The organism is Micromonospora sp. R77 (assembly GCF_022747945.1).
Classification (GTDB): Bacteria; Actinomycetota; Actinomycetes; order Mycobacteriales; family Micromonosporaceae; genus Micromonospora.
In genome coordinates this window covers 5,419,023-5,440,751 of the sequence record NZ_JALDST010000001.1, presented here as the reverse complement: position 1 = coordinate 5,440,751, position 21,729 = coordinate 5,419,023, and the positions used below count along the sequence as shown (strand labels likewise).

Below are 21,729 nucleotides of genomic sequence, written 5' to 3'. Positions count from 1 at the left end.
CGCGACGCGTCCGGCACGCCGGAGGGCGGCTCACCCGCCGGGGCCCGCAACTGCGCACGCGCGAAGAAGGACTCCGCACGCCGGAAGACGCGGCCCGGGCCGGCGGCCCGACATGCTCGACACGGCCCGCGCACCGTTCGCCGTGCCCATCGGCGCTCTCGGCGAGCCGGGGCCGGCCCACCCCGCGCGGCCGTCCGGATACGGCTCCCCCACATCACCTGGAGGTGCGGCGACATGACGCTACAGAGCCACCCCGAACCCGCCGTCCGACCGGCGGCGCCGGTGCCCGACCCGACCCGACCGGCCAGGCCGGGACGGACCGCGCTGATCAGCGCGGCGGCCGGGATCCTGCTCGCCGTGCTCTGGTCGTTCGAGCTGGTCGACTCGGTCATCGGCGACACGGTCGCCGACAGCCTGCTCGGTCACGACGCGAAGGCGACCGCGATCACCGGTACGGCCGCCGGGCTGCTGTTCGCCTTCGTCTCGGGCTTCGCCGGCACCTTCACCGCCTGCAACATCGCGATGGTGGCGTCGTTGGGGCCGATGAGCCAGGCCGGGGCGTCCCGGGTCGAGCGGAGCGCGGCGACCCTGCGTCCGCTGCTGCGGGCGGTCGGGCTGCTGGCGCTGGGCATGCTGCCGGTGTCGGCCGGCTACGGCGCGCTCGGGGTGCTGCTCGGTGACCGGCTGCCGCAGCTGTCCACCGACACCGTCGGCGACGTGCCGGTACGGCTGGTCCAGTCCTCGGTGGTCTTCGGCCTCATCGGGCTGGTCCTGGCGTACCTCGGGCTGGCGGCGCTGGGGTTGCTGCCGGACGTCTTCGCGGCCCGCCCGGCCCGGCGGGTGGTGCTGCTCGGCGCGCTGGTCGGCGGCTTCCTGATCGGCCGCCCCTACCCGCTGTTCAACAAGCTGTTCCACTGGGCGGTGGACACCGGCAACCCGGCCTACGGCGCGCTGGCGTTCGTGCTGCAGTCGCTGGGCAACATCCTCGTGGTGTCGGTGCTGTTCGCGCTGGTGGTCCTCGTCAGCCGGGGCCGGTTCCTGCGCTGGATGGCCGAACCGCGCCGCGCCGCCGTGGTCACCGGCGCCCTGCTGGTCGCCCTCGGTGTGTTCACCGTCGTCTACTGGGACCTACGCGTGCCGGCGCACTTCGGCGTCGGCTGGTTCCCGACGATGCCGTACAACTGACGCCGCAGCGGACCGCGCCCCGGGCGGAGGATCCCGGGGCGCGGTCGCGGGGTCACCAGGTCTTGAGGGTCCCGTCCAGGTAGCGGGCCCGGGTGGGCCGGCGCTGCACCTTCCCGCTGGTCGTGCGGGGCAGCCCGCCCGGCCGCAGCAGGATCACCGCGCCCACCGGGACCTGGTGCTCCTCGACGACGCGCCGACGCACCGCGGCCACCAGTTCGGCGCGGGTCTGCTGGTCCAGCTCCCCGCCGGATGCCGCACCCCGGGCGGTCTCCACCGCGATGCCCAGCACCGTCTCGCCGGACCGGTCCAGGCCGAACGCCGCCGAGCGGCCCGGGGCCAGGTCGGGATGGCAGGCGTCCACCGTCCGCTCCACGTCCTGCGGGAAGATGTTCCGACCGTCGACGATGATCAGGTCGTCGGCGCGGCCCAGCACGTAGAGCTCGCCGTCCCGGAAGAAGCCCAGGTCGCCGGTGCGCAGGTGGTCATGCGTGGAGCCGGCGACGCGGTGACCGAACCGGGCGGCGGTGGCCTCCGGCTGCTGCCAGTAGCCGTGCGCGACGCTCGGCCCGGCGACGCAGATCTCGCCGATCGCGTCGGCGCCGAGGACGGCACCGGTCTGCGGATCGGCGATCACGACGGCCAGGTTCCGCGCCGGCGCTCCGCAGGACACGATCCGCCGGGCGGGGCCGGCACCGGCCGGTGTGAGCGTGCCGCGCTCCAACGCCTCGGCGTCGAGGTCGACGTGGCGCAGCGGTCCCGGGGCCCGCCGGCCGCTCACGTAGAGCGTCCCCTCGGCGAGGCCGTACGACGGCATGAAGCCGTCCGGGGAGAACCCGGCCGGGGCGAACGCCGCGGCGAACCGGGTGAACGTGTCGTGGCGCACCGGTTCGGCGCCGTTGAGCAGCCACCGCCAGCCGGACAGGTCGAGCCCGGCGATCGTCGCGGCGGGGGTGCGCGCGGCGCAGAGGTCGTAGGCGAAGTTCGGCGCGCTGCTGACGTAGCCGCGGTAGCGGCTGACCGCCTCGGGCCAGACCGCCGGCCGCATCAGGAACGCCGCGGGCGGGATGAGCACCGCGGTGCCCGCCGACCGGATCGCGCTGAGCACCTGGCCGAGGCCCATGTCGTGATAGAGCGGGAGCCAGCTGACCACGGTGAAGTCGACCCGGTCGGCGTCGAGGACGTCGGCCACCTCGGTGAAGTTCGCGACGACGTTGCCGTGGGTGATCACCGCGCCCTTCGGCGCGCTGGTCGAGCCGGAGGTGTACTGGAGGAACAGCGGGGTGTCCGGGTCGACCGGCACGGGTTGCCAGTGCGCCGGTGCGGTGGCGGCCGGGTCGAGCACGGTGACCTCGCCCGGCAGGTCGTACCGCTGCGCGGCGAAGTCGGCGTCGGTCAGGATCAGCGCGGGGTCGGCGTCCTTGGCGATGCCGGCGAGCCGCTCCACCCCGCCGGTGGCGGCGTGCGGATAGGGCACCGGCACCCCGATCAGGCCGGCGTAGGCGCAGGCGAAGAAGCCGACGACGAAGTCGACCCCGGTGGGGTGGACCAGCAGCGCCCGACTCCCGGGCACGGTCCGCGCGGCGAGACCGGCCGCGGCGGCCCGGACCCGGGTCTCCAGTTCGGCGTACGTGACGGACTCGACCTCGTCGCCGGCCCGGTCCAGGACGATCAGCGCCCGGGTGTCGGGCCGGGTCCGTGCCGCGTCGCGGAGCATCGCCGCGGCGTCGGTGGGCGCCCCGGTCACGCCGTCACGCCGGCCTGCTCGTGCCGCTCCCGCAGGCTGCGGGGCCGCATGTCGGTCCAGACCGTGGCGATGTGGTCGAGGCACTCGGTCTTCGTGCCGGACACGCCGGCATCGGTCCAGCCGGCCGGGTTCTCCCGCCCGTCCGGCCAGATCGAGTACTGCTCCTCGTGGTTGCGCACGACCTTGTAGCGAAGCTCGTCCGACATGGTCATCCTCTCGTGGTGAGTACGGCCGCGAGGACGCGGTCGCGGTGGTCCAGCAGGGCGAAGTGGTCGCCGGTGAGCTGCTGCGCGGTGAACGGGCCGGTGGAGACGGCCCGCCAGCCGTGGGCGTCGGCGAGGTCCACGGTGGTGTCGCGGTCCCCGACGAACGCGGTCACCGGGCAGTCGAGCAGCGGCCCGGCGGTGGGCCGGCAGGTCTCGACGATGGTCATGTCGGCCCGCAGCGGCACGGCGATCAGCGCGACGAACGCCGGGTCGGCGGCGAGCTCGGCGGGATGCCGCCGTGCCGGCGGTGCACCGCGGCGAGCAGCGCGGCGTCGGGCAGCCCGGCGACCGGCGCCAGGTCACGGCGGCGGGCCGGCGGGGCGGCCGCCACCACCAGGTGCGCCGGCCCGGGGAAGCCGCGCCGGGCCAGCTCCCGGGCCAGTTCGGTGGCGACCAGCGCGCCGAGGCTGTTGCCCACCAGCGCGTACGGCACGCACAGGTGGGCGGCGAGCGCGTCGGCGAGCTCGCCGACCAGGGTGGTGAGGTCGGTGTGCGGGGTCTCCGTGCTGCGGTTCTCCCGGCCGGGCAGCTGCACCGGCAGGATCTCCACGCCGTCGGGCACGTCGCGCAGCCACCGGCGGTACGCCGACGCCGCGCCACCGGCGTGCGGGAAGCAGAACAGCCGCAGCCGGGGCAGCACCGCCCCGCCCCGGATCGGCAGGTACGACCGGGTCGGCTCAGGCATGGGCGGCGGCCACTGCGGCGAGGACGCCCCGCAGGGGCGTGTCGGGCGCGGCGGTGGCGGCGGCCAGCAGCGCGGTGATCCGGTCGGCGAGGGCGGTCACGGTGTCGTGGTCGAACAGGTCGGTGGCGTACTCCAGGCTGGCGTGGACGCCGGCGGCCGCCCCGTCGGGGTGGTAGCGCTCGCGCAGGTGCAGGTTGAGGTCGAACTTGGCGGTGGTGGAGGTGTGCGGCTGCTCGGTGAGCACCAGTCCGGGCAGCTCGACCTCGATCTCCTCGCGGTCCTGCGCGACGATCATGACCTGGAAGACCGGGTGGCGGTTCAGCGCGCGGGGCGGGTTGACCACCCGTACCACGTCCTCGAACGGGAGGTCCTGGTGGTCGTAGGCGGCCAGGTCGACGTCCCGCACCCGCCCCACCAGCTCGGTCAGCGACGGGTCACCCGACAGGTCGGTACGCAGCACCACCGTGTTCACGAAGAACCCGACCAGGTCCTCCAGCACCTCGTCCGGACGACCGGCCACCGGCGTACCCAGCAGCACGTCGTCACCGGCACCCCAGGCCGACAACACCGCCGCGAAGACCGCCTGCACCACCATGAACACACTGGCCCGACCCGCCCGCGCCACCTCCGTCACCCGCCGGTGCACCCCCGCGTCCACGGTGAACCCGACCGCCGCACCACGCTGCGTCGGCACCGCCGGACGGGGCCGGTCGAACGGCAGCACCAGCTCGGCCGGCGCACCCGCCAACGCGCGGCGCCAGAACGCCTCCTGGATCCCGGACACCCGCTTCAGGTGACCCTCCTGCCAGGCCACGAAGTCCGCGTACTGCACCGGCAACGGCGACCACCCCGGCGCGGCACCGGCCAGCCGGGCCGCGTACGCCACCGACACGTCCCGGGCCAGCGGCGCCATCGACCACGCGTCCCCCGCCACGTGGTGCACCACCACCGCGAGCAGCCAGGAGTCCCCGTCCCGGGCCAGTCCCACCCGGATCGGGAGCTGGGCGCCCAGCTCGAACCCGTCCCCCACCAGGCCGGCCACCCAGTCGTCGGCGGCCACGCCCTCCGGCGCCACCCGGAAGTCGACGGTCAGGTCGGCGGTCGGCAGCACCTTGCCCACCGGCACGCCACCGCTCTCGGCGACCACCGTCCGCAGCACCTCGTGGCGGCCCACCACGTCGGTGACCGCCGCGCGCAGCGCCGCCACGTCGACCTCGCCGGTCACCCGCAGCACCATCGGGATGTTGTAGACCCCCGACACCCCGGACAACCGGGTCAGGAACCACAACCGGCGCTGCGCGGGCGACAGACCCACCACGTCGTCGGTACGTGGCACGGCCACCACCGGGTGCCCGCCACCCACGGCGGCGGAGCCCAGGTAGTGCGCCACCTCGGCCACGGACGGGCGCTCGAACAGCACCCGGACCGGCAGCTCGAGGCCGGTCTCCGCGCGCACCCGGGCGACCAGCCGCGCCGCCACCAGGGAGTGCCCGCCGAGGGCGAAGAAGTCGTCCGTCACGCCGATGCCGGTCCGTCCCAGCGCCTCGCCCCAGAGGCCCACCAGCTGTTCCTCCAGCGCGGTCCGGGGTGCCACGTAGGCCGACGCGGTGGGCCGCGCCAGCGGCCGGTCGGTCAGCGCCCGCCGGTCGGTCTTCCCGTTGGGCAGCCGGGGCAGCTCGGGCAGGGCGACGAGCTGGCTCGGCACCAGGGCCGCGGGCAGCCGGTCGCGCAGCCGACGCCGCACCGCGGGCAGGTTCCGCGCGTCGGCCCCGGTCACGTACGCCACGAGCTGGTCGTCGCGGACCACGGCCGCCGCGTCGGTGAGCCCCGGCAGCGCCCGCAGCGCCGCCTCGACCTCGCCGGGTTCGACCCGGACCCCCCGGACCTTCAGCTGGTCGTCGCGGCGGCGCAGGTAGTGCAGCCGCCCGTCGGCGTCCCAGCGGACCAGGTCACCGGTGGCATACATCCGGGCCCCGGGACCGGCGTACGGGTCGGGCAGGAACGCGGCGGCGGTGGGGCCGGGCGCGCCCAGGTAGCCGCGGGCCACGCCGGGGCCGGACACGTACAGCTCGCCGGGGGTGCCGGGAGGCACCGGTCGCAGGTGCCGGTCGAGGACGTACACCCCGGTGTTCCAGATCGGCCGGCCGAGCGGCACGACCGCCGGGTCGCCGGCCGGGTCGGCCGGGCCGGACGCGGTCTCGATGGCGGCCTCGGTGGGGCCGTAGAGGTTGTGCAGCGGTACGCCGAGGGTGGCGTGGCAGGTGGCGGCCAGGTCGGCGGGGAGCGGTTCGCCGCCGCAGAACAGCAGGCGCAGCGTCGTCGCCCCGGGCAGCTGCGGCTCGGCGAGCAGCTCGCGCAGGACGGTCGGCACGAACTTGGCGACGGTGACGCCCGCCGCAGCGAGCAGCCGGGCCAGCCCGGCCGGGTCCCGGTGCCCGTCCGGGTCACCGATCACCAGGGTCGCCCCGTGGGCGAGGGTGCCGAAGAGTTCCAGCAGCGACGGGTCGAAGGTGAGCGGCGTGTTGAACAGCACCCGGTCCGCGCCGGTCAGCGCCGCCACCGACTGCCACCAGCAGACCGTGTTGACCACCCCGGCGTGCGGCACCACGACGCCCTTCGGCTCACCCGTCGAGCCGGAGGTGAACATGACGTACGCGGCGTCGTCGGCGGCCGGCGGCCGGTCGGCGGCGGTGGCGGCGGCGTGGGCAGGTCGGCGGGCGGCTCGACGGGCACCGCGGCGACGTGCGCGGGCAGTGTCGGGGCGAGCTGCGCCGTGGTGGCGACCAGCCGGGCGCCGGCCCGGTCGAGCAACCGTTCGACGTGCGCGGCCGGGTGGTCCGGGTCCAGCGGCAGGAACGCGGCGCCGGTGCGGGTGACCGCCAGCACCGCGGCCACCTGCGCCGGGGTGCGCGGGACCAGCACGCCGACCACGACGCCCGGCCCGGCACCCCGGTCGGCCAGGCGCGCGGCGAGGGCCCGCGACCAGCCGTCGAGTTCGGCGTACGTCCAGGTGTCCGGGCCGGCGGCGATCGCGGTGGCGTCCGGCGTACGGGCGACCTGCGCGGCGATCAGCTCCGGCAGGGTGGCGGCGGGCAGCGCCCGGACGTCACCGACCCAGCCGCGCATCGCCTCGCGTTCGGCGGGGAGGCGCAGGTCGTGCCGGGACAGCGGCGCGTCCGGCGTGGCGGTGGCGGTGGCCAGCAGCGCGCTGATCCGGTCGGCGAGGGCGGCCACGGTGTCGTGGTCGAACAGGTCGGTGGCGTACTCCAGGCTGGCGTGGATGCCGGCGGCCGACCCGTCGGGGTGGTAGCGCTCGTGGAGCTGGAGGTTCAGGTCGAACTTCGCGGTCGTCACCGGCAGCGGCTGCTCGGTGACGGTGTGGCCGGCCAGCTCGACGGCGACCTGTCCCCGGTCCTGCACCGAGATCATCACCTGAAAGACGGGGTGCCGGCCGGGCACCCGGACCGGGTTGAGGATCTCGACGAGCTGGTCGAAGGGGAGGTCCTGGTGGTCGTAGGCGGCCAGGTCGACGTCCCGCACCCGCCCCACCAACTCGGTCAGCGACGGGTCACCCGACAGGTCGGTACGCAGCACCACCGTGTTCACGAAGAACCCGACCAGGTCCTCCAACGCCTCGTCGGGGCGACCGGCCACCGGCGTACCCAGCAGCACGTCGTCACCGGCACCCCACGCCGACAACACCGCCGCGAAGACCGCCTGCACCACCATGAACACACTGGCCCGACCCGCCCGCGCGACCTCCGTCACCCGCCGGTGCACCCCGGCGTCCACCGTGAACCCGACCGCCGCGCCACGCTGCGTCGGCACCGCCGGACGGGGCCGGTCGAACGGCAGCACCAGCTCGGCCGGCGCGTCCGCCAGGCCGGACCGCCAGAACGTCTCCTGCTCGGCCGCGACCTCCGTCAGCAGCGTCTCCTGCCAGGCGACGAAGTCCGCGTACCGCACCGGCAGCGGCGACCAGGCCGGCGCGACACCGGCCAGCCGGGCCGCGTACGCCACCGACACGTCCCGGGCCAGCGGCGCCATCGACCACGCGTCCCCCGCCACGTGATGCACCACCACCGCCACCAGCCAGCAGTCCCCCTCCCGGGCCAGCCCCACCCGCAGCGGCAGCTCCACCGCCAGGTCGAACCCCTCCCCCACCAGCGCGGTCAGCCAGTCGTCGGCGTCCATCCCCTCCGGTGCCACCCGGAGGTCCAGCACCGCCGCGCCCGGGTCGACCACCCGGCCGACCACCGTCCCGTCCGAGTCCACCAGCAGCGTCCGCAGCGCCTCGTGCCGGCCCAGCACGTCACCGAAGGCGGCCCGCAGCGCCGCCGGGTCCACCTCTCCCGCCACCCGCAGCAGCATCGGGATGTTGTAGACCCCCGACCGTCCCGACAACCGGCTCAGGAACCACAGCCGGCGCTGCGCGGGCGACACCCCGACCAGGTCGCCGGTGCGCGGCACCGGGACCACCCGGGACCGGCCCGACGCCGACCCGCCGGCCAGGAACCGCGCGACCTGGGCCACCGTCGGCTGCTCGAACAGCACCCGCACGGGCAGCTCCCGGCCGGTGGCCGCGCGCACCCGGGCGACCAGCCGCGCCGCCACCAGGGAGTGCCCGCCCAACGCGAAGAAGTCGTCCTCGACCCCGACCGCCGGCACGCCGAGCACCTCGGCCCACAGCTCGGCGAGCTGCGCCTCCGCCTCGTCGCGCGGCGCCAGGTAGCCGCTCGTGGTCGCGGCCGGGACGGGCAGCGCGCGCAGCGCGGCCGTGTCCACCTTGCCGTTCCCGGTCAGCGGCAGCGCCTCCACCGGCACGAACCCGTCCGGTACGAGGTAGTGCGGCAGGTGTCGGCGCAGCTCGGCGCGCCACCCGTCGGGGGCGGCGGCGGTGGCGACGTAGGCGACGAGGCGTACCTCGCCGGCCTGGTCCACGGTGTCCAGCACGGCCACGTCCGCCGCGCCGGTCACCGCCCGGACGGCGGCCTCGACCTCGGCCGGCTCGACCCGGTAGCCGCGCACCTTCACCTGGCTGTCGACCCGCCCGAGCAGCTCGATCACCAGCTCGCCGTCGATCACCCGGTGCCGGGCCCGGTCCCCGGTCCGGTATAGCCGCGCGCCCGGCGGGCCGTACGGGTCGGGCACGAACGCCTCGGCGGTGCGGGCCGGCTGACCCAGGTAGCCGAGCGCGACACCAGGCCCGCCGACGTGGAGGCTGCCCGGGGTGCCCGGGGGCACCGGACGCAGCGCGTCGTCGAGCAGGTGGACCACGCAGTTCGGGTACGGCCGGCCGATCAGCGACCCGGCGCCGGCCCCCGGCCGGTACGGCTGCCAGGTGGAGTCGATGGTCGCCTCGGTCACCCCGTACGAGTTGACCAGCTCGCCGCCGGCCAGCACCGTGTGCAGCTCGGCCAGCTCGGCGGTGCTGATCCGGTCCGAGCCGACGATCATCAGGCGCAGCTGGCCGAGGTCCTCGCCGACCGCGCGGACGTGCCGGGCCAGCGCGGTGGCGACCACCGGCACGAACTCGGCGCAGTCGATGCCCTCGGCGCGGATCAGGGCGAGCAGCTCGGCCGGGGCGAGCAGCGCCTCGCGCGGGCAGAGCACCAGCTTCGCGCCGCTGGTCAGGGCGCGTACCAGGTCACCGACGAAGACGTCGAAGCCGAAGTTGGCCATCTGCAGCACGGCCTCGACCCGGTCCAGCCGGTACGCCGACCGCCAGCCCGCCGCGATGGCGGCGAGGCCCCGGTGGCCGACCAGCACGCCCTTGGGCGTACCGGTGCTGCCGGAGGTGTAGATGACGTAGGCGAGGTCGTCCGGGGTGCCCACCGACGCGAAGCCGGGACCGTCCGCCGGCACGTCCGGGTCCACGACGTCGACCGGCAGCCCGGCCAGTTCAGCGGCGGCCGGGCCGGCGCTCACCACGAGCCGGACGCCCGCGTCGGCGAGGATCGCGGCGCGGCGGGCCGGCGGGGCGGTCCGGTCGAGGGCGACGAACCCGGTCCCGGCCCGCCAGGTGGCGAGCACCGCGACCGGCAGCCGCACGTCCCGGTCGAGCAGGATGCCGACCGGAGTGCCGGGCCGGGCACCGGCGGCGTGCAGCCGGGCGGCGAGCCGGTCGGCCCGGGCGACCAGCTCGCGGTAGCTGAGTCGGGCCGTACCGGCGACCACCGCGACCGCGTCGGGGTGGCGGCGGCCTGCCGCACGATCAGGTCGGTGACGGTCGCGCCGTCGGCGCCGACCCGCTCGCCGCGGGCGACGGCCAGCAGCGCCGCACGGTCGGCGGGCGGCAGCGGGTCGAGGGCGTCGAGGGAGGCGTCCCCGGCCACGAAGAGTTCCACGGCGCGGGCGAACACCGCCATGAACCGGTCCACGGTGGCCGGGTCGAAGAGGTCGGCGTCGTACTCGGCGCAGCCCCGCAACGCGGTGCCGACCGAGATGAGGTCGACGAAGAGGTCGACCTTGGCGTTGGCGACCGGGCCGCGGCGCACGTCGGTGGTCAGCCCCGTCGCGGCCGGCAGCGCCGTGGCCCGTTGCAGGTTGAACAGGGTACGCAGCAGCTCACCGCCGTCGTCCCGGCCGAGCCGGTCGCGCAGCAGGTCCACCCCGAACCCCGGATGGGTGTACGCCTGGACCAGCGCGTGCGCCACGTCCGTCACGTACCGGTCCAGCGTCCCGCCGGGGGTGAGCCGGCTGCGGATCGGCAGCACGGTGCTGCAGTGCCCGACCAGCCGGTCGGCGCCCTCGTGGTCGCGCCGGGCCACCGGCACCCCCACCACGAGGTCGTCCTGGCCGGTGAGCCGGTGCAGCGCCCAGCAGTACGCGGCGAGCAGCAGCCCGAACGGGGTGACCCGCAGCGCGCGGCAGCGCGCCGACAGCGCCGCGTCCGGCACCGCAATCTCCACGTCGCGCAGCCCACCGGGGCGGGCCGAGCCGGCCCGGCGCGGGCGGTCGGTCGGCAGGTCCAGCACGGGTACGCCGTCGGCGAACCGGCCCTGCCAGTAGGCCGCGGTCCGGGCCCCTCCGGACCGGCGGCGAGGGCGTGTTCGCGGGCCACGTGGTCGGCGTACCGGGGCGGCTCGGGCAGCACCGGCACCCGGCCGGTCCGGGCCTGCTCGTAGGCGGTCATGATCTCGTCGAGGAGCACCACGAACGACCAGCCGTCCGTGACCAGGTGGTGGGCGAGCAGGTGCAGCTGGTGGTGGCGGGGTGCCAGGCGCAGCACCGCGCAGGTCACCAGTGGGCCGGTGGTCGGGTCGAACCGCCACGCCGACCGCTCGCGTAGCCAGGCGTCGCGCGCCGCCGGGTCGGGCAGGTCGACCAGGGGCGCCTCGACGGGGACCCGCGGGCCGACCACCTGGGCCGTGCCGTCGGCGGTGACGGTGCTGCGCAGCGTCTCGTGCCGGCCGAGCGCGGCGTCCACCGCGGTCTGCAGCGCGGGCAGGTCCAGGTCGCCGTGCAGGTCCAGCAGCGCGGTCTCGTTGAACGCGCGGTCCGCGCCGAGCTGGTGCAGGAACCACACCTCGCGCTGGGCGTGGCTGAGCGGGTAGCTCGCCCCGGCGGACAGGACCGGCGCGGCACCCGCCGGCGTGGCAACGACCGGCGCGGCGACGGCCGGGGCGGCGGCGGCCGGGGCGGCACCGACCGGGGCGGACGGGCTCGCGGCGGCCGGTCGGGTGGTGGGCAGCAGGCCGGTCGAGGTCAGCTCGGTGACGGCGGCGGTGACGGCGGCGAGCACCACGTCCACGTCGCGGTCGTCGTGCGCGACCGACAGGAAGCAGTTGCGGCCCTCCCAGACGTACAGGCCGTGCAGGCCGAGCAGCACGAAGAACAGCTCGACGACCTCGGAGCGGGCGGGGCGGCCGGGGAAGGTGAAGCGGAACAGCGAGCCGAAGTGGACCACCTCGATCGGCACCCCGGCGGTGGCGAACAGCTCGTTGCAGCGCTCGGCCAGCCGGCGTACCCGGGCGTTGAGCGCCTCCTGCAGCCCCGGCCCCCGGGCGAGCAGTTCGGTGAGCACCGCCCGGCTGGCGGCCAGCGCGAGCGGGTGCTTGCAGAACGTGCCGGTGTACAGGGTCCGGACCACGGCGCGGGCCGGGCCCGGCGCGAAGCTCCACGCACCACCGTCGATGGTGTCCATGAACCGGGCGTCACCGGCGACCATGCCGATCGGCAGCCCGCCGCCGAGCACCTTGCCGTAGGTGGCGAGGTCCGCCTCGATGCCGAAGACGCCCTGGGCGCCGGCCGGGTGCATGCGGAAGCCGCAGATCACCTCGTCGAAGATCAGCGGCACGCCGGTGCTGTGGGTGAGTTCGCGCAGCTCCTTGAGGAACTGCACGGGTTGCAGGTCGGGGCGCCGGCTCTGCACCGGCTCGACCAGGACCGCGGCGAGTTCACCGGCGCGTTCGCGCAGCACGGCGAGCGCGCTCTCCTCGCCGTACGGCAGGACGATCACGTTGTCGCTGATGCCGGCGGGCAGTCCGGGGGCCATCGGCACCGAGGCGCCGTCGGCGGCGGTGACGTCCTGCTGGGCGAGGACCGGATCGGCGATCCCGTGGTACGCCCCACCGAAGATGGCGATCGTGTCGCGGCCGGTGACGGCCCGGGCCATCCGGATCGCCACCATCACCGCCTCGGAACCGGTGTTGCAGAACGTCACCCGCTCCTTGCCGGTCAACCGGCAGGCCAGCTCGGCGACCTCCGCCGCCAGGTCGGGCTGCGGACCGAGGTGCATGCCCCGGTCGAGCTGGGTGCGGACGGCATCGGTGATGAACGGCTCGTTGTGACCGAACAGGTTCACCCCGAAACCCATGGTCAGGTCGACGTACTCGTGGCCGTCGAGGTCCCACACCCGGGAGCCGGCGGACCGTTCGACCACCAGCGGGTAGCGGACCGGCTTGAACAGCGACAGCGGCTCGCTGACGTGCCGGATGTCGGCGTGCACGGGCCGCTCCCGCGCGGACCGTTCCCAGGAGGCGGCGGTGCGCGCCCGATAGCGTTCGACGATCGCCGCGGCGGCGGCCCGCTGCGCCGGGTCGAGCCGGCTGGCGACGGTCGGCTCGTCCGGCCGGAACGGCTTGTAGGTGTCCGCCGACACCCGCGCCACGGTCCGCGACGGCGTCGCCACCACGGGCGCGACCTGCGGCGCGGCCACGACCGCCGGCGCGGCTCCGGGCGGCGGCGCGGGCTCGGTCCCGCCACCGCGCAGCAGGTCGTACGCCTGCCGCATGACCCGCTCGTGCACCTCCAGGTAGCGGGCGACGTCCCCGCTCGACGCGGCGGCGACCGGCGGCGGGCCGACCGGCTGCGCCGGCTCCGGCCAGGACTGGGACCTGGCTGTGGCTCCGGCGGTGGGGCGAGTCTCGCCAGCACGGCGGGCGGCGCCTCGGCGGCGAGGTGGGCGGCCAGCCGGCGCGGCGTGGACAGCTCCTCGAACAGCCGGCCGATCGCGATCGGCACCTGGTAGGTCTTCTGCACCGACTGGGCGTCTGGAACAGCACGATCGAGTCCGCGCCCAGCTCCAGGAAGGACATGTCCGGCTCGACCGGCGCGGGCGCGTCGAGGGCCCGGGTGACCAGGTCGGTGAGGGCGGCGAGGATCCGCTCCTCGGGGTCGGCGGCGGTCACGGCGACGCGCTCCTCAGGGGTGTCGGTCCCGGCGGCGACCGCCGGCGGGGTGAACCAGTACCGGGTGCGCCGGAAGGGGTAGCCGGGCAGTGCGACCCGCCGGCCGGCGGTCCCACCGCCCACCTCGTGGCCGGCCGCGTGCAGCCGGGCGGTCGCGGTGGCCAGCGCCACCTCGTCGTCGACGCCGGGCCGCAGCGACGGCACCCACAGCCCGCCCTCGGCGGCCCGCCGGCCAGCCCGGTCAGCGTCGGGCGGGGCCTCGCCTCCAGCACGGTCGTGCAGCCCAGCGCGACCAGCCGGGTGACCGCGTCGGCGAAGCGCACCGGCGCGACGCAGTGGCGCAGCCAGTAGTCGTCGTCGGGGGCGGCGTCGTACACCCGGCCGTCCAGGTCGCCGAGGAGGGTGATCGTCGGCGCGTGCCGGGGCACCGTCCGCAGGGTCACGGCGAACGGCGCCTGTGCCGGCGCCATCAGCGGGGAGTGGAACGGGTGGCCCGCCCGCATCGACCGGGTGGGCAGGCCCCGCGCGTCGAGGGTCGCGGCGAACGCGGCGACGGCCCCGGCCGGACCGGAGACCACGGTGTGCGCGGCGCCGTTCACCGCCGCCACGGCCAGCCCGGTACCGGGCAGCAGCGCCGCCACCTCGGGCTCCGGCGCCAGCACCGCGAGCATCGCGCCGGGTGGGCAGTGCGCCGCCATCGCCGCGCCCCGGGTCGCGGCCAGCCGCAGCGCGTCGGCCAGGTCGAAGACCCCGGCCACGCACGCCGCGGCGAGCTGCCCGACGCTGTGCCCGACCACGACGTCCGGGCGCAGTCCCCGGGCGAGCCAGAGCCGGGCGAGGGCCACCTCGACGGCGACCAGGGCCGGCTGCGCCCAGCGGGTGTCGTCGAGGTGTCCACCGTCGCCCCACAGCACGTCGGGCAGCGGCCGGGGCAGCACGTCGCGCAGCACGTCGGCGGCCTCGTCGAGGGCGGCGGCGACCTCCAGTTCGGTGCGGTACGCCCCGGCGGCCATGCCGGCGTACTGGGCTCCCTGACCGGTGAAGACCATCGCGACCCGGCCCGGCCCGGCCGCGGGCACGCTCGCCCGGTGCACCGTCGGGTGGGGCGTACCGGCCGCCACCGCGTCGAGCGCGGCGAGGGCGGAGTCCCGGTCGGCGACCACGGCCACCGCCCGCTCGCGGTGCGCGGCCCGGCCGACCCGGGCGGTGTGCGCGAGGTCGGCGACCGACAGCCCGGGCCGGGCGCGCAGGTGGGCGGCGTACCGGCCGGCGAGGGCGCGCAGCGCGGTCGGGTCGACGGCGGTCACCGGGAGCACGTGGGCGGCGCGCGGCGGGGCCGGCGCGGCGGGGCGGGACGCGGGAGCCGCCTCCACCACCACGTGGGCGTTGGTACCGCCGAAGCCGAACGAGCTGACCCCGGCGCGCAGCGGTCGGTCCCGCTCCGGCCACGACCCCGGCGCGGTGGGCACCCGGTACGGGCCGGCGACCAGACCCGGATTGGGCCGCCGCAGGTGCAGGTGGGGCGCCACCGCGCCGTGGTGCAGCATCAACGCGACCTTGATCAGGCCGGCGACCCCGGCGGCGGCCTCGGCGTGACCGATGTTCGTCTTCACCGAGCCGACCAGGAACGGCGCGTCCGGCGCGCGCCCGGGGCCGAGCACCTCGCAGAGCGCGGCGACCTCGATCGGGTCGCCGAGCGGGGTGCCGGTGCCGTGCGCCTCCACGTAGTCGATCCCGGTGGCCGGCACCCCCGCGTCGGCCAGCGCGGCGCGGATGACGGCCGCCTGGGCCGCGCCGTTCGGGGCGGTCAGCCCGTTGCTGCGGCCGTCGGAGTTGACCGCGGCGCCCCGGATCACCGCGTACACCGTGTCGCCGTCGCGCAGCGCCGCGGTGAGCGGCTTGAGCAGCAGCGCGCCGCAGCCCTCGGCGCGGACGTAGCCGTCGGCGGCGGCGTCGAAGGTCTTGCACCGGCCGTCCGCGGCCATCATCCCGGCGTCGGCGAGGACGTCGGTGACATCGCCGGCGAGGATCAGGTTCACCCCGGCGACGAGCGCCGCCTCCGCGTCGCCGGCCCGCAGCGCCCGTACCGCCAGGTGCACGGCGACCAGGGAGGACGAGCAGGCGGTGTCGACCGCCACGCTGGGCCCGCGCAGGTCCAGGGCGTACGAGACACGGTTCGCGATGATCGACGGGGCGATCCCGGTGGCGGTGTGCGGCCCGGCGGGCGCGCCGGTCGCCGCCTGGAGCCGCGCATAGTCGCCGGTGCCGACGCCGACGAAGACCCCGGTCCGGGTGCCGGCGAGCGTACGCGGGTCGACGGCGGCGTGCTCCACCGCCGACCAGGCGGCCTCGAGCAGCACCCGCTGCGCGGGATCGAGGTGCGGTGCCTCCCGGGCGGACACCCCGAAGAAGGCGGCGTCGAAGCCGTCGACCTCGTCGAGCAGGCCGTGCGGGCGAGGGCTGCCGATCCGGGCGGAACCACCGCCCCGGGCGACCCCGTCGAGCCCGTCCCGCAGCAGGTCCCAGTACGCGTCGAGGTCGGCCGCCCCGGGCATCCGGGCGGCCATCCCGACGATCGCGACCGGCTCGGCCGACCCGGTCCCCCACGCCGAGGTGGACGGTGCGGTGTCCGGTGCCGGCCCGGTCCCGGCGGCCGGTGCGGGCGCGCGGAGCCCGTGCACGTGGGCGGCCAGCCGGCGGGCGGTCGGGTGCTCCCAGAACACGGTGGGTTCGAGGGTCAGGCCATACTCGTCGCCGAGCGCGCCGACCAGGGTCACCGCCTGCCGCGACGACAGGCCGAAGTCGGCCAGCGGGGCGTCCGGACCCACCTCGGCGTCCGGCTCACCCAGCACGTCGGCCACCCGGGCCCGGATCCACGCCTCGATCTCCGCTGCGCTCGACACGCGGCACCCCCCGTTCGTCCGGTGCCCCAGGATTCGCGGATCCGGCTGGTGATTCCCCTACACCCCGGTGGGATCCGTGGCGTGGCGGGCAGGTGTAGGGAGATTGCCAGCGCCGGCGGTGTTCCATCGGAGCCATCGGGCGCTCCGCGTCCACCGGTACGGGAGGCAGGCGACGTGGACACCACCGGCTACTGGGAACGACTGCTCGAGGGCGCGGAGCCGACCAGGCTCGACGCGGTGCGTCCGGCCCCGTCCGGTCCGCCACCGGCCCCGGTGACGGTCCCCGGGGAGTCGGGCTCACCCGGGCCCGCGGAACTGGTGGCCGCCGTGGCGCTGGTGCTGGCCGCGCACGCGGGCGCCGACGAGGTCTGCTTCGCGGTCCGCCCGACCGGCGGGAGCACGGTGCCGGTCCGGGTGCGCCCGGCGTACGCCCAGACGGTGATGGGCTTCGTCGCCGGGGTGCAGGCCCAGCTCGCCGCGGCGCAGGCGCAGGCCGCCGCGCTGGCCGGCCTCGACCTGTCGGCCTGGTGCGACGTCGTCGTGGACCTCGACGGCGGCCCACTGGAGAGCACCTCGGCCCTAACGTGGGACGCCCACGGGAGCCTGCGGTACGACCCGGCGCGACTCGCCGCCGACGCGGGCCGCCGGCTCGACCGCGGCGTACGCCGGATGCTGGAGCTCTTCGGTGCCGTGCCCGGCGGCACGCCGCTGTGGACGCTCGACGTGCTCGCCCCCGCCGAGCGCCGGCAGGTCCTGCGCCACTGGAACGACACGGCGGTCGACCTGGGCCCGCCGGACACCATCCACGGGCTGGTCGAGCGGCAGGTCGCCGCGACGCCGGACGCGCTGGCCGTGGTCGCCGGCCCGACCCGGCTGAGCTATGCCGAGCTGGACCGCCGGGCGGGGCTGCTCGCCGCGAACCTGGCCGCGGCGGGTGCCGGACCGGGCCGCTCGGTGGCGCTGTACCTGGACCGGACCGCGCACCTGGTCGTCGCGATGCTCGGCGTGCTGAAGGCCGGCGCGGCGTACCTCCCGGTGGATCCGGGCCTGCCGCCGGCCCGCACCCGCGCCCTGCTGGACGCCCTCGACGTGGCGGTGGTGGTCACCGACGCGGCGGCCGTGCCGGTGGTGTGCGAGCTCGCCGCCGAGGCGCCGTCGGTGCGGGACGTGGTCTACCTGGCCGACGAGACGACGGCGGCGCCACCGGTGGCCGGTCCCCGCCTGCGCCACGGGTACGCCGCCGTGCCCGCCGGGTCACCCGCGCCGGTCGCCGCCACCCCGGACGACGTCGCGTACACCATCTTCACCTCCGGCTCGACCGGCACGCCGAAGGGCGTGACGCTGACCCACGCGCCGGTGGTCAACCTGATCCGCTGGGTCAACACCACGCACGGCATGGGGCCGGACGACCAGGTCCTCTTCGTCACCTCGCCCGGCTTCGACCTGTCGGTCTACGACGTCTTCGGTCTGCTCGCCGCAGGCGGTTCGATCCGGGTCGCGGCGAGCGACGAGGTACGCGACCCGCACCGCCTGCTGGCCGTGCTCGACTCCGAGCCGATCACCTTCTGGGACTCGGCACCCGCGGCACTGCAACAGGTCGAGCCGCTCTTCACGGCCCGGGCGGCCCCGGCCGGGTCGACGCTGCGGCTGGTCTTCCTCAGCGGCGACTGGGTGCCGCTGACCCTGCCCGGCGCGGTGCGGGCCGCGTTCCCCGGCGCGACGGTGGTGGCGCTGGGCGGCGCCACCGAGGCGGCGATCTGGTCGAACAGCTTCCCCGCCGACACGGTGGACCCGGAGTGGCCGTCGGTGCCGTACGGGCGGCCGATCGCCAACGCCCGCTACCACGTGCTGGACGGCTGGCTGCGCCCGGTGCCGGTCGGCGCACCCGGCGACCTGTACATCGCCGGGGACTGCCTGGCGCTGGGCTACCACGGTGACGGGGCGCTGACCGCGGGGAAGTTCCTGCCCGACCCGTTCGGTCCGACGGCCGGCGCGCGGATGTACGCCACCGGCGACCGGGCCCGCTACTGGCCGAACGGGGTGCTGGAGTTCCTGGGCCGCCGCGACGACCAGGTGAAGGTGCGCGGGTACCGGATCGAACTCGGCGAGATCTCCTCGGCGCTGGCGGACCGGGCGGAGGTGAGCACCGCGGTGGCGGTGGTGCACGGCGCCGGACCGGCCGCCCGGATCGTCGCGTACGCGGTGCCCCGGCCGGGCGTGACGCTGGACCCGGCCGCACTGCGCCGGGACCTCGCGGCGCGGCTGCCCGAGTACATGGTGCCCACGCAGGTCGTGCCGATCGACACCGTGCCGACGACCGCGAACGGCAAGCTCGACCGGGAGGCGCTGCCGGTGCCCGACCCGGCCACCGACCGGGCCGACTTCGCCGCCCCGGACAGCCCGGCCGAGAAGGCGGTCGCCGAGATCTGGAGCCAGGTCCTCGGGGTGGAGCGGATCGGTCTGCACGACAACTTCTTCGACCTGGGCGGGCACTCCCTGCTCATCGCGCAGCTCATCGCCACATTGCAGAGCAGCCTGGACGTGACGGTGCCGATGACCGCGCTGCTGCAGCACCAGACGCTGGGCGCGTTCGCCGCCGCCGTGGAGCAGGCGGTCATCGAGGACGAGCTGAGCGCGGGCGAGGAGGAGACCGGTGGCCGGTGAGCCGGGCGGGCGGCCGTCCGCCGACGTACGCTCCCGGGTGGCCAACCGGTTCGCGCGGGTCGTCGCCGCCGCCCCCGCCGCCCGGATCACCGCCGAGCCGGGCCCTGCACCCGCCTCGTCGGCGCAGACCCGGATGCTGTTCCTGGAGGAGTTCGCGCCGGGCACCGCCACCTACCACATCCAGTTCACCCTGCGCCTGGACGGCCCGCTGGAGGCGGACCTGCTGGTCGCGGCGCTGCACGGGGTGGAGCAGCGGCACGAGATCCTGCGTACCCGCTACGAACGCCGCGACGGCGTGGAGACCCAGGTCGTCGTCGGGTCCGGGCTGCGGCTGCGCCGGGTCACCGTCCCGGACACCGCCGAGGCGCTGGCCGAGCTGCAACGCGCCGAGTTCGCGCCGGCGTTCGACCTGCGCGCCGGGCAGGTGTGGCGGGCCGCGCTGGCCACCGCCGCGCCGCACCGGCACCACCTGGTGCTCACCCTGCACCACATCGCCTTCGACGGCTGGTCGGCCGGGGTGCTGCGGCAGGAGCTGCGGGCCGGCTACGCGGCCCTGGCCGCCGGGCAGCCGACGCCCCGCCCTCCGGCGGTCCAGTACCGGGACTTCGCCCGCTGGCAGCACCGGCACTCACCGAGGGCAGGTACCGGGCGCAGGCGGCGTACTGGCGGGACCGGCTGCCGACCTGCCGGACCCGCTGGACCTGCTCGACCGACGTGCCCCGCCGGCCGGGCCGGGCACCGCGCGGGGCGACGGTGCACGGCAGCACCGGCGCCGCGCTCGCCGACGCGGTCACCGCGCTGGCCTGCCGGTCCGCGGCCACCCCGACGATGGTGCTGCTCGCCGCCTTCCACGCACTGCTGCACCGCTACACCGGCCAGCGGGACGTGGTGGTCGGCATGCCGGTCGCCGCCCGCACGCCGGCCGAGGTCTCCCCGCTGATCGGGCTCTTCGTCAACACCGTGGCGGTCCGGGCCCCGGTGGCGCCGGCCGCCGGCTTCGGCGCGCTGCTCGCCGAGGTACGCACCGCGACCACCGGCGCCCTGGAACACCAGGATCTGCCGTTCGACCGGGTCGTGGCGGAACTGCCGGCCGAGCCGGGCGGCGCCGCCCCGCCGGTGTTCGGGGTGCTGTTCGACCACACCCGGTTCAGCGGGCGCACCGACACGCTCGGCGACGTGACCCTGACCTACCTGGACGGCGCGGCCACCGGAGCCGCGAAGTTCGACCTGAGCCTGTCGGTGACCGACCCGGGCGACACCGACGCCGGCACCGACGGCTACGGCCTGGAGCTGGAGTACGACGCCGACCTGTGGCGGCCGGAGTCGGCGCACCGGCTGCTGACGCACTACACGACGCTGCTGGCCGCCGCGACGGCCGACCCGGAGCGGGCGCTGGCCGCGCTGCCGCTCGCCGCCGGCCGAACTCGCCCGGGTGCGCGACTTCTCGGCCGGCGCGGCACGTTCGATGCCCGGCCCGGTCGACCTGGCCGGCCTGGTGTTCGCCGCCGCCTCGGCCGCGCCGGACGCGGTCGCGTTGCAGGCCGGCGCGGTGACGTCGACTACGCCGACTTGTGCGCGCGCGCCGAGCGGCTGGGTGCTGCGCTGCGCGCCGCCGGTGCCGGGCCGGACCGGCCGGTGGCGGTGCTGCTGGACCGCAGCCCGGGCTGATCGTGGCGGTCCTGGGCATCCTGCGGGCCGGTGCGGCGTACCTGCCGCTGGACCAGGAGCACCCGGTCGAGCGGGTCGCCGGGGTGGTCGCCGACGCGGGCGCGCTGCTCGCCGTCACCGACGAGCGGTACGCCGACCGGCTGCCCGCCGGGCTGACCGCCGTCCCGGTCGCCACCGCCGACACCGGACCGGTGCCGGCGCCACCGCCCGCCCCGCACCCGGACGACCTCGCGTACGTGCTCTACACCAGCGGCTCCACCGGACGTCCCAAGGGCGTGATGGTCAGCCACGCGGCGGCGCACAACCAGATCCGCTTCCAGATCGCCGCCGACGGGATCGGACCGGCCGACCGGGTGCTGCTCAAGACCAACATCACCTTCGACGTGTCGGTGCTGGAGGTGTTCGCCACCCTCGCCGCCGGGGCGCGGCTGGTCATCGCCGAGCCGGGCGCGCACCGCGACCCGGCGGCGCTGCGTACCCTGATGGCGGCGGCCGGGGTGACCATGGTCCGGTTCGTGCCGACGATGCTCGCCGCGGTGCTCGCCGAGCCCGGCCCGCCGGTGCCGACGCTGCGGCAGGTCGAGTCCGGCGGCGAGCCGCTCGGCACCGAGCTGCGGGACCGGTTCCTCGCCGGTGACCTGGGTGGTGCCCGGCTGGTCAACCGGTACGGTCCGACCGAGACCACCATCTTCACGCACAGCCGGGACGCGGCCGGCGAGGTCACCTCGGCGGTGGTGCCGATCGGGCCGCCCGACGCGAACGTGACCTGTCACGTGGTCGACGCCGAGCTGCGCGCGCAGCCGATCGGCGTGCCGGGTGAACTCGCCATCGGCGGCATCCAGCTGGCCCGCGGCTACCTGGGCCGGCCCGACCTGACCGCCGACCGCTTCCGACCCGACCCGTACGGGCCGCCCGGCTCGCGGCTCTATCTCAGCGGCGACCGGTGCCGCTGGCTCGACGACGGAACGCTGGACTTCCTCGG

Annotated in this window: 10 protein-coding genes and 5 pseudogenes; 5 read left to right on the top strand and 10 right to left on the bottom strand. The window is 76.3% G+C overall.

The window, feature by feature from the left end:
- Positions 1-234 precede the first annotated feature (234 nt).
- Entirely contained in the window at positions 235-1,185 is a 951-nt protein-coding gene (locus tag MRQ36_RS25175; RefSeq protein ID WP_242799225.1) for a hypothetical protein, read from the top strand.
- Positions 1,186-1,237: 52 nt separating this feature from the next.
- Here MRQ36_RS25175 and MRQ36_RS25170 read toward each other — a convergent pair whose 3' ends face one another.
- From MRQ36_RS25170 to MRQ36_RS25140, 10 genes and pseudogenes are all read right to left on the bottom strand, one after another.
- The gene (locus MRQ36_RS25170; RefSeq protein ID WP_242799224.1) at positions 1,238-2,929 is read right to left on the bottom strand and encodes a fatty acyl-AMP ligase; all 1,692 of its coding nucleotides are present in this window, start codon (positions 2,927-2,929) and stop codon (positions 1,238-1,240) included.
- A complete protein-coding gene (locus MRQ36_RS25165) occupies positions 2,926-3,135 on the bottom strand; it encodes an MbtH family protein (RefSeq protein ID WP_374250718.1) in 210 nt (69 codons plus the stop codon). The genes MRQ36_RS25170 and MRQ36_RS25165 overlap by 4 nt, the downstream gene beginning before the upstream one ends.
- 2 nt (positions 3,136-3,137) lie before the next feature.
- Positions 3,138-3,380 (bottom strand): thioesterase domain-containing protein, encoded by a 243-nt coding sequence (locus MRQ36_RS33520; RefSeq protein WP_308194914.1) that lies wholly within the window; start codon positions 3,378-3,380, stop codon positions 3,138-3,140.
- A 5-nt stretch (positions 3,381-3,385) separates the two neighbouring features.
- Positions 3,386-3,880, bottom strand: a complete 495-nt coding sequence (locus MRQ36_RS25160; RefSeq protein WP_278187600.1) for a thioesterase II family protein — start codon at positions 3,878-3,880, stop codon at positions 3,386-3,388.
- Entirely contained in the window at positions 3,873-5,771 is a 1,899-nt protein-coding gene (locus MRQ36_RS25155) for a condensation domain-containing protein (protein ID WP_374251194.1), read from the bottom strand. Before MRQ36_RS25155 ends, MRQ36_RS25160 begins: the two co-directional genes overlap by 8 nt.
- Positions 5,751-6,533, bottom strand: a pseudogene (locus tag MRQ36_RS34680) (AMP-binding protein); the annotation flags it as partial. The gene MRQ36_RS25155 and the pseudogene MRQ36_RS34680, both read right to left, overlap by 21 nt.
- Positions 6,428-10,057 (bottom strand): amino acid adenylation domain-containing protein, encoded by a 3,630-nt coding sequence (locus MRQ36_RS25150; RefSeq protein WP_308194913.1) that lies wholly within the window; start codon positions 10,055-10,057, stop codon positions 6,428-6,430. The gene MRQ36_RS25150 and the pseudogene MRQ36_RS34680, both read right to left, overlap by 106 nt.
- A gap of 158 nt (positions 10,058-10,215) precedes the next feature.
- Positions 10,216-10,857 (bottom strand): annotated as a pseudogene (locus MRQ36_RS33510) (condensation domain-containing protein); the annotation flags it as partial.
- Between the two features lie 80 nt (positions 10,858-10,937).
- Positions 10,938-13,115 (bottom strand): annotated as a pseudogene (locus MRQ36_RS25145) (aminotransferase class III-fold pyridoxal phosphate-dependent enzyme); the annotation flags it as partial.
- A gap of 393 nt (positions 13,116-13,508) precedes the next feature.
- Positions 13,509-16,415 (bottom strand): type I polyketide synthase, encoded by a 2,907-nt coding sequence (locus tag MRQ36_RS25140; protein WP_242799222.1) that lies wholly within the window; start codon positions 16,413-16,415, stop codon positions 13,509-13,511.
- A 174-nt stretch (positions 16,416-16,589) separates the two neighbouring features.
- On the opposite strand from MRQ36_RS25140, the gene MRQ36_RS25135 reads away from it, so the two are divergent.
- The 4 genes and pseudogenes from MRQ36_RS25135 to MRQ36_RS34675 all read left to right on the top strand — a co-directional run.
- A complete protein-coding gene (locus MRQ36_RS25135; RefSeq protein ID WP_242799221.1) occupies positions 16,590-19,079 on the top strand; it encodes an amino acid adenylation domain-containing protein in 2,490 nt (829 codons plus the stop codon).
- Positions 19,069-19,695, top strand: a pseudogene (locus MRQ36_RS33505) (condensation domain-containing protein); the annotation flags it as partial. The gene MRQ36_RS25135 and the pseudogene MRQ36_RS33505, both read left to right, overlap by 11 nt.
- Positions 19,584-20,747: a condensation domain-containing protein gene (locus tag MRQ36_RS33500; RefSeq protein WP_308194984.1), complete on the top strand. Its 1,164-nt coding sequence runs from the start codon at positions 19,584-19,586 to the stop codon at positions 20,745-20,747. The pseudogene MRQ36_RS33505 and the gene MRQ36_RS33500, both read left to right, overlap by 112 nt.
- A pseudogene (locus MRQ36_RS34675) lies at positions 20,651-21,697 on the top strand (AMP-binding protein); the annotation flags it as partial. The gene MRQ36_RS33500 and the pseudogene MRQ36_RS34675, both read left to right, overlap by 97 nt.
- Positions 21,698-21,729 lie beyond the last annotated feature (32 nt).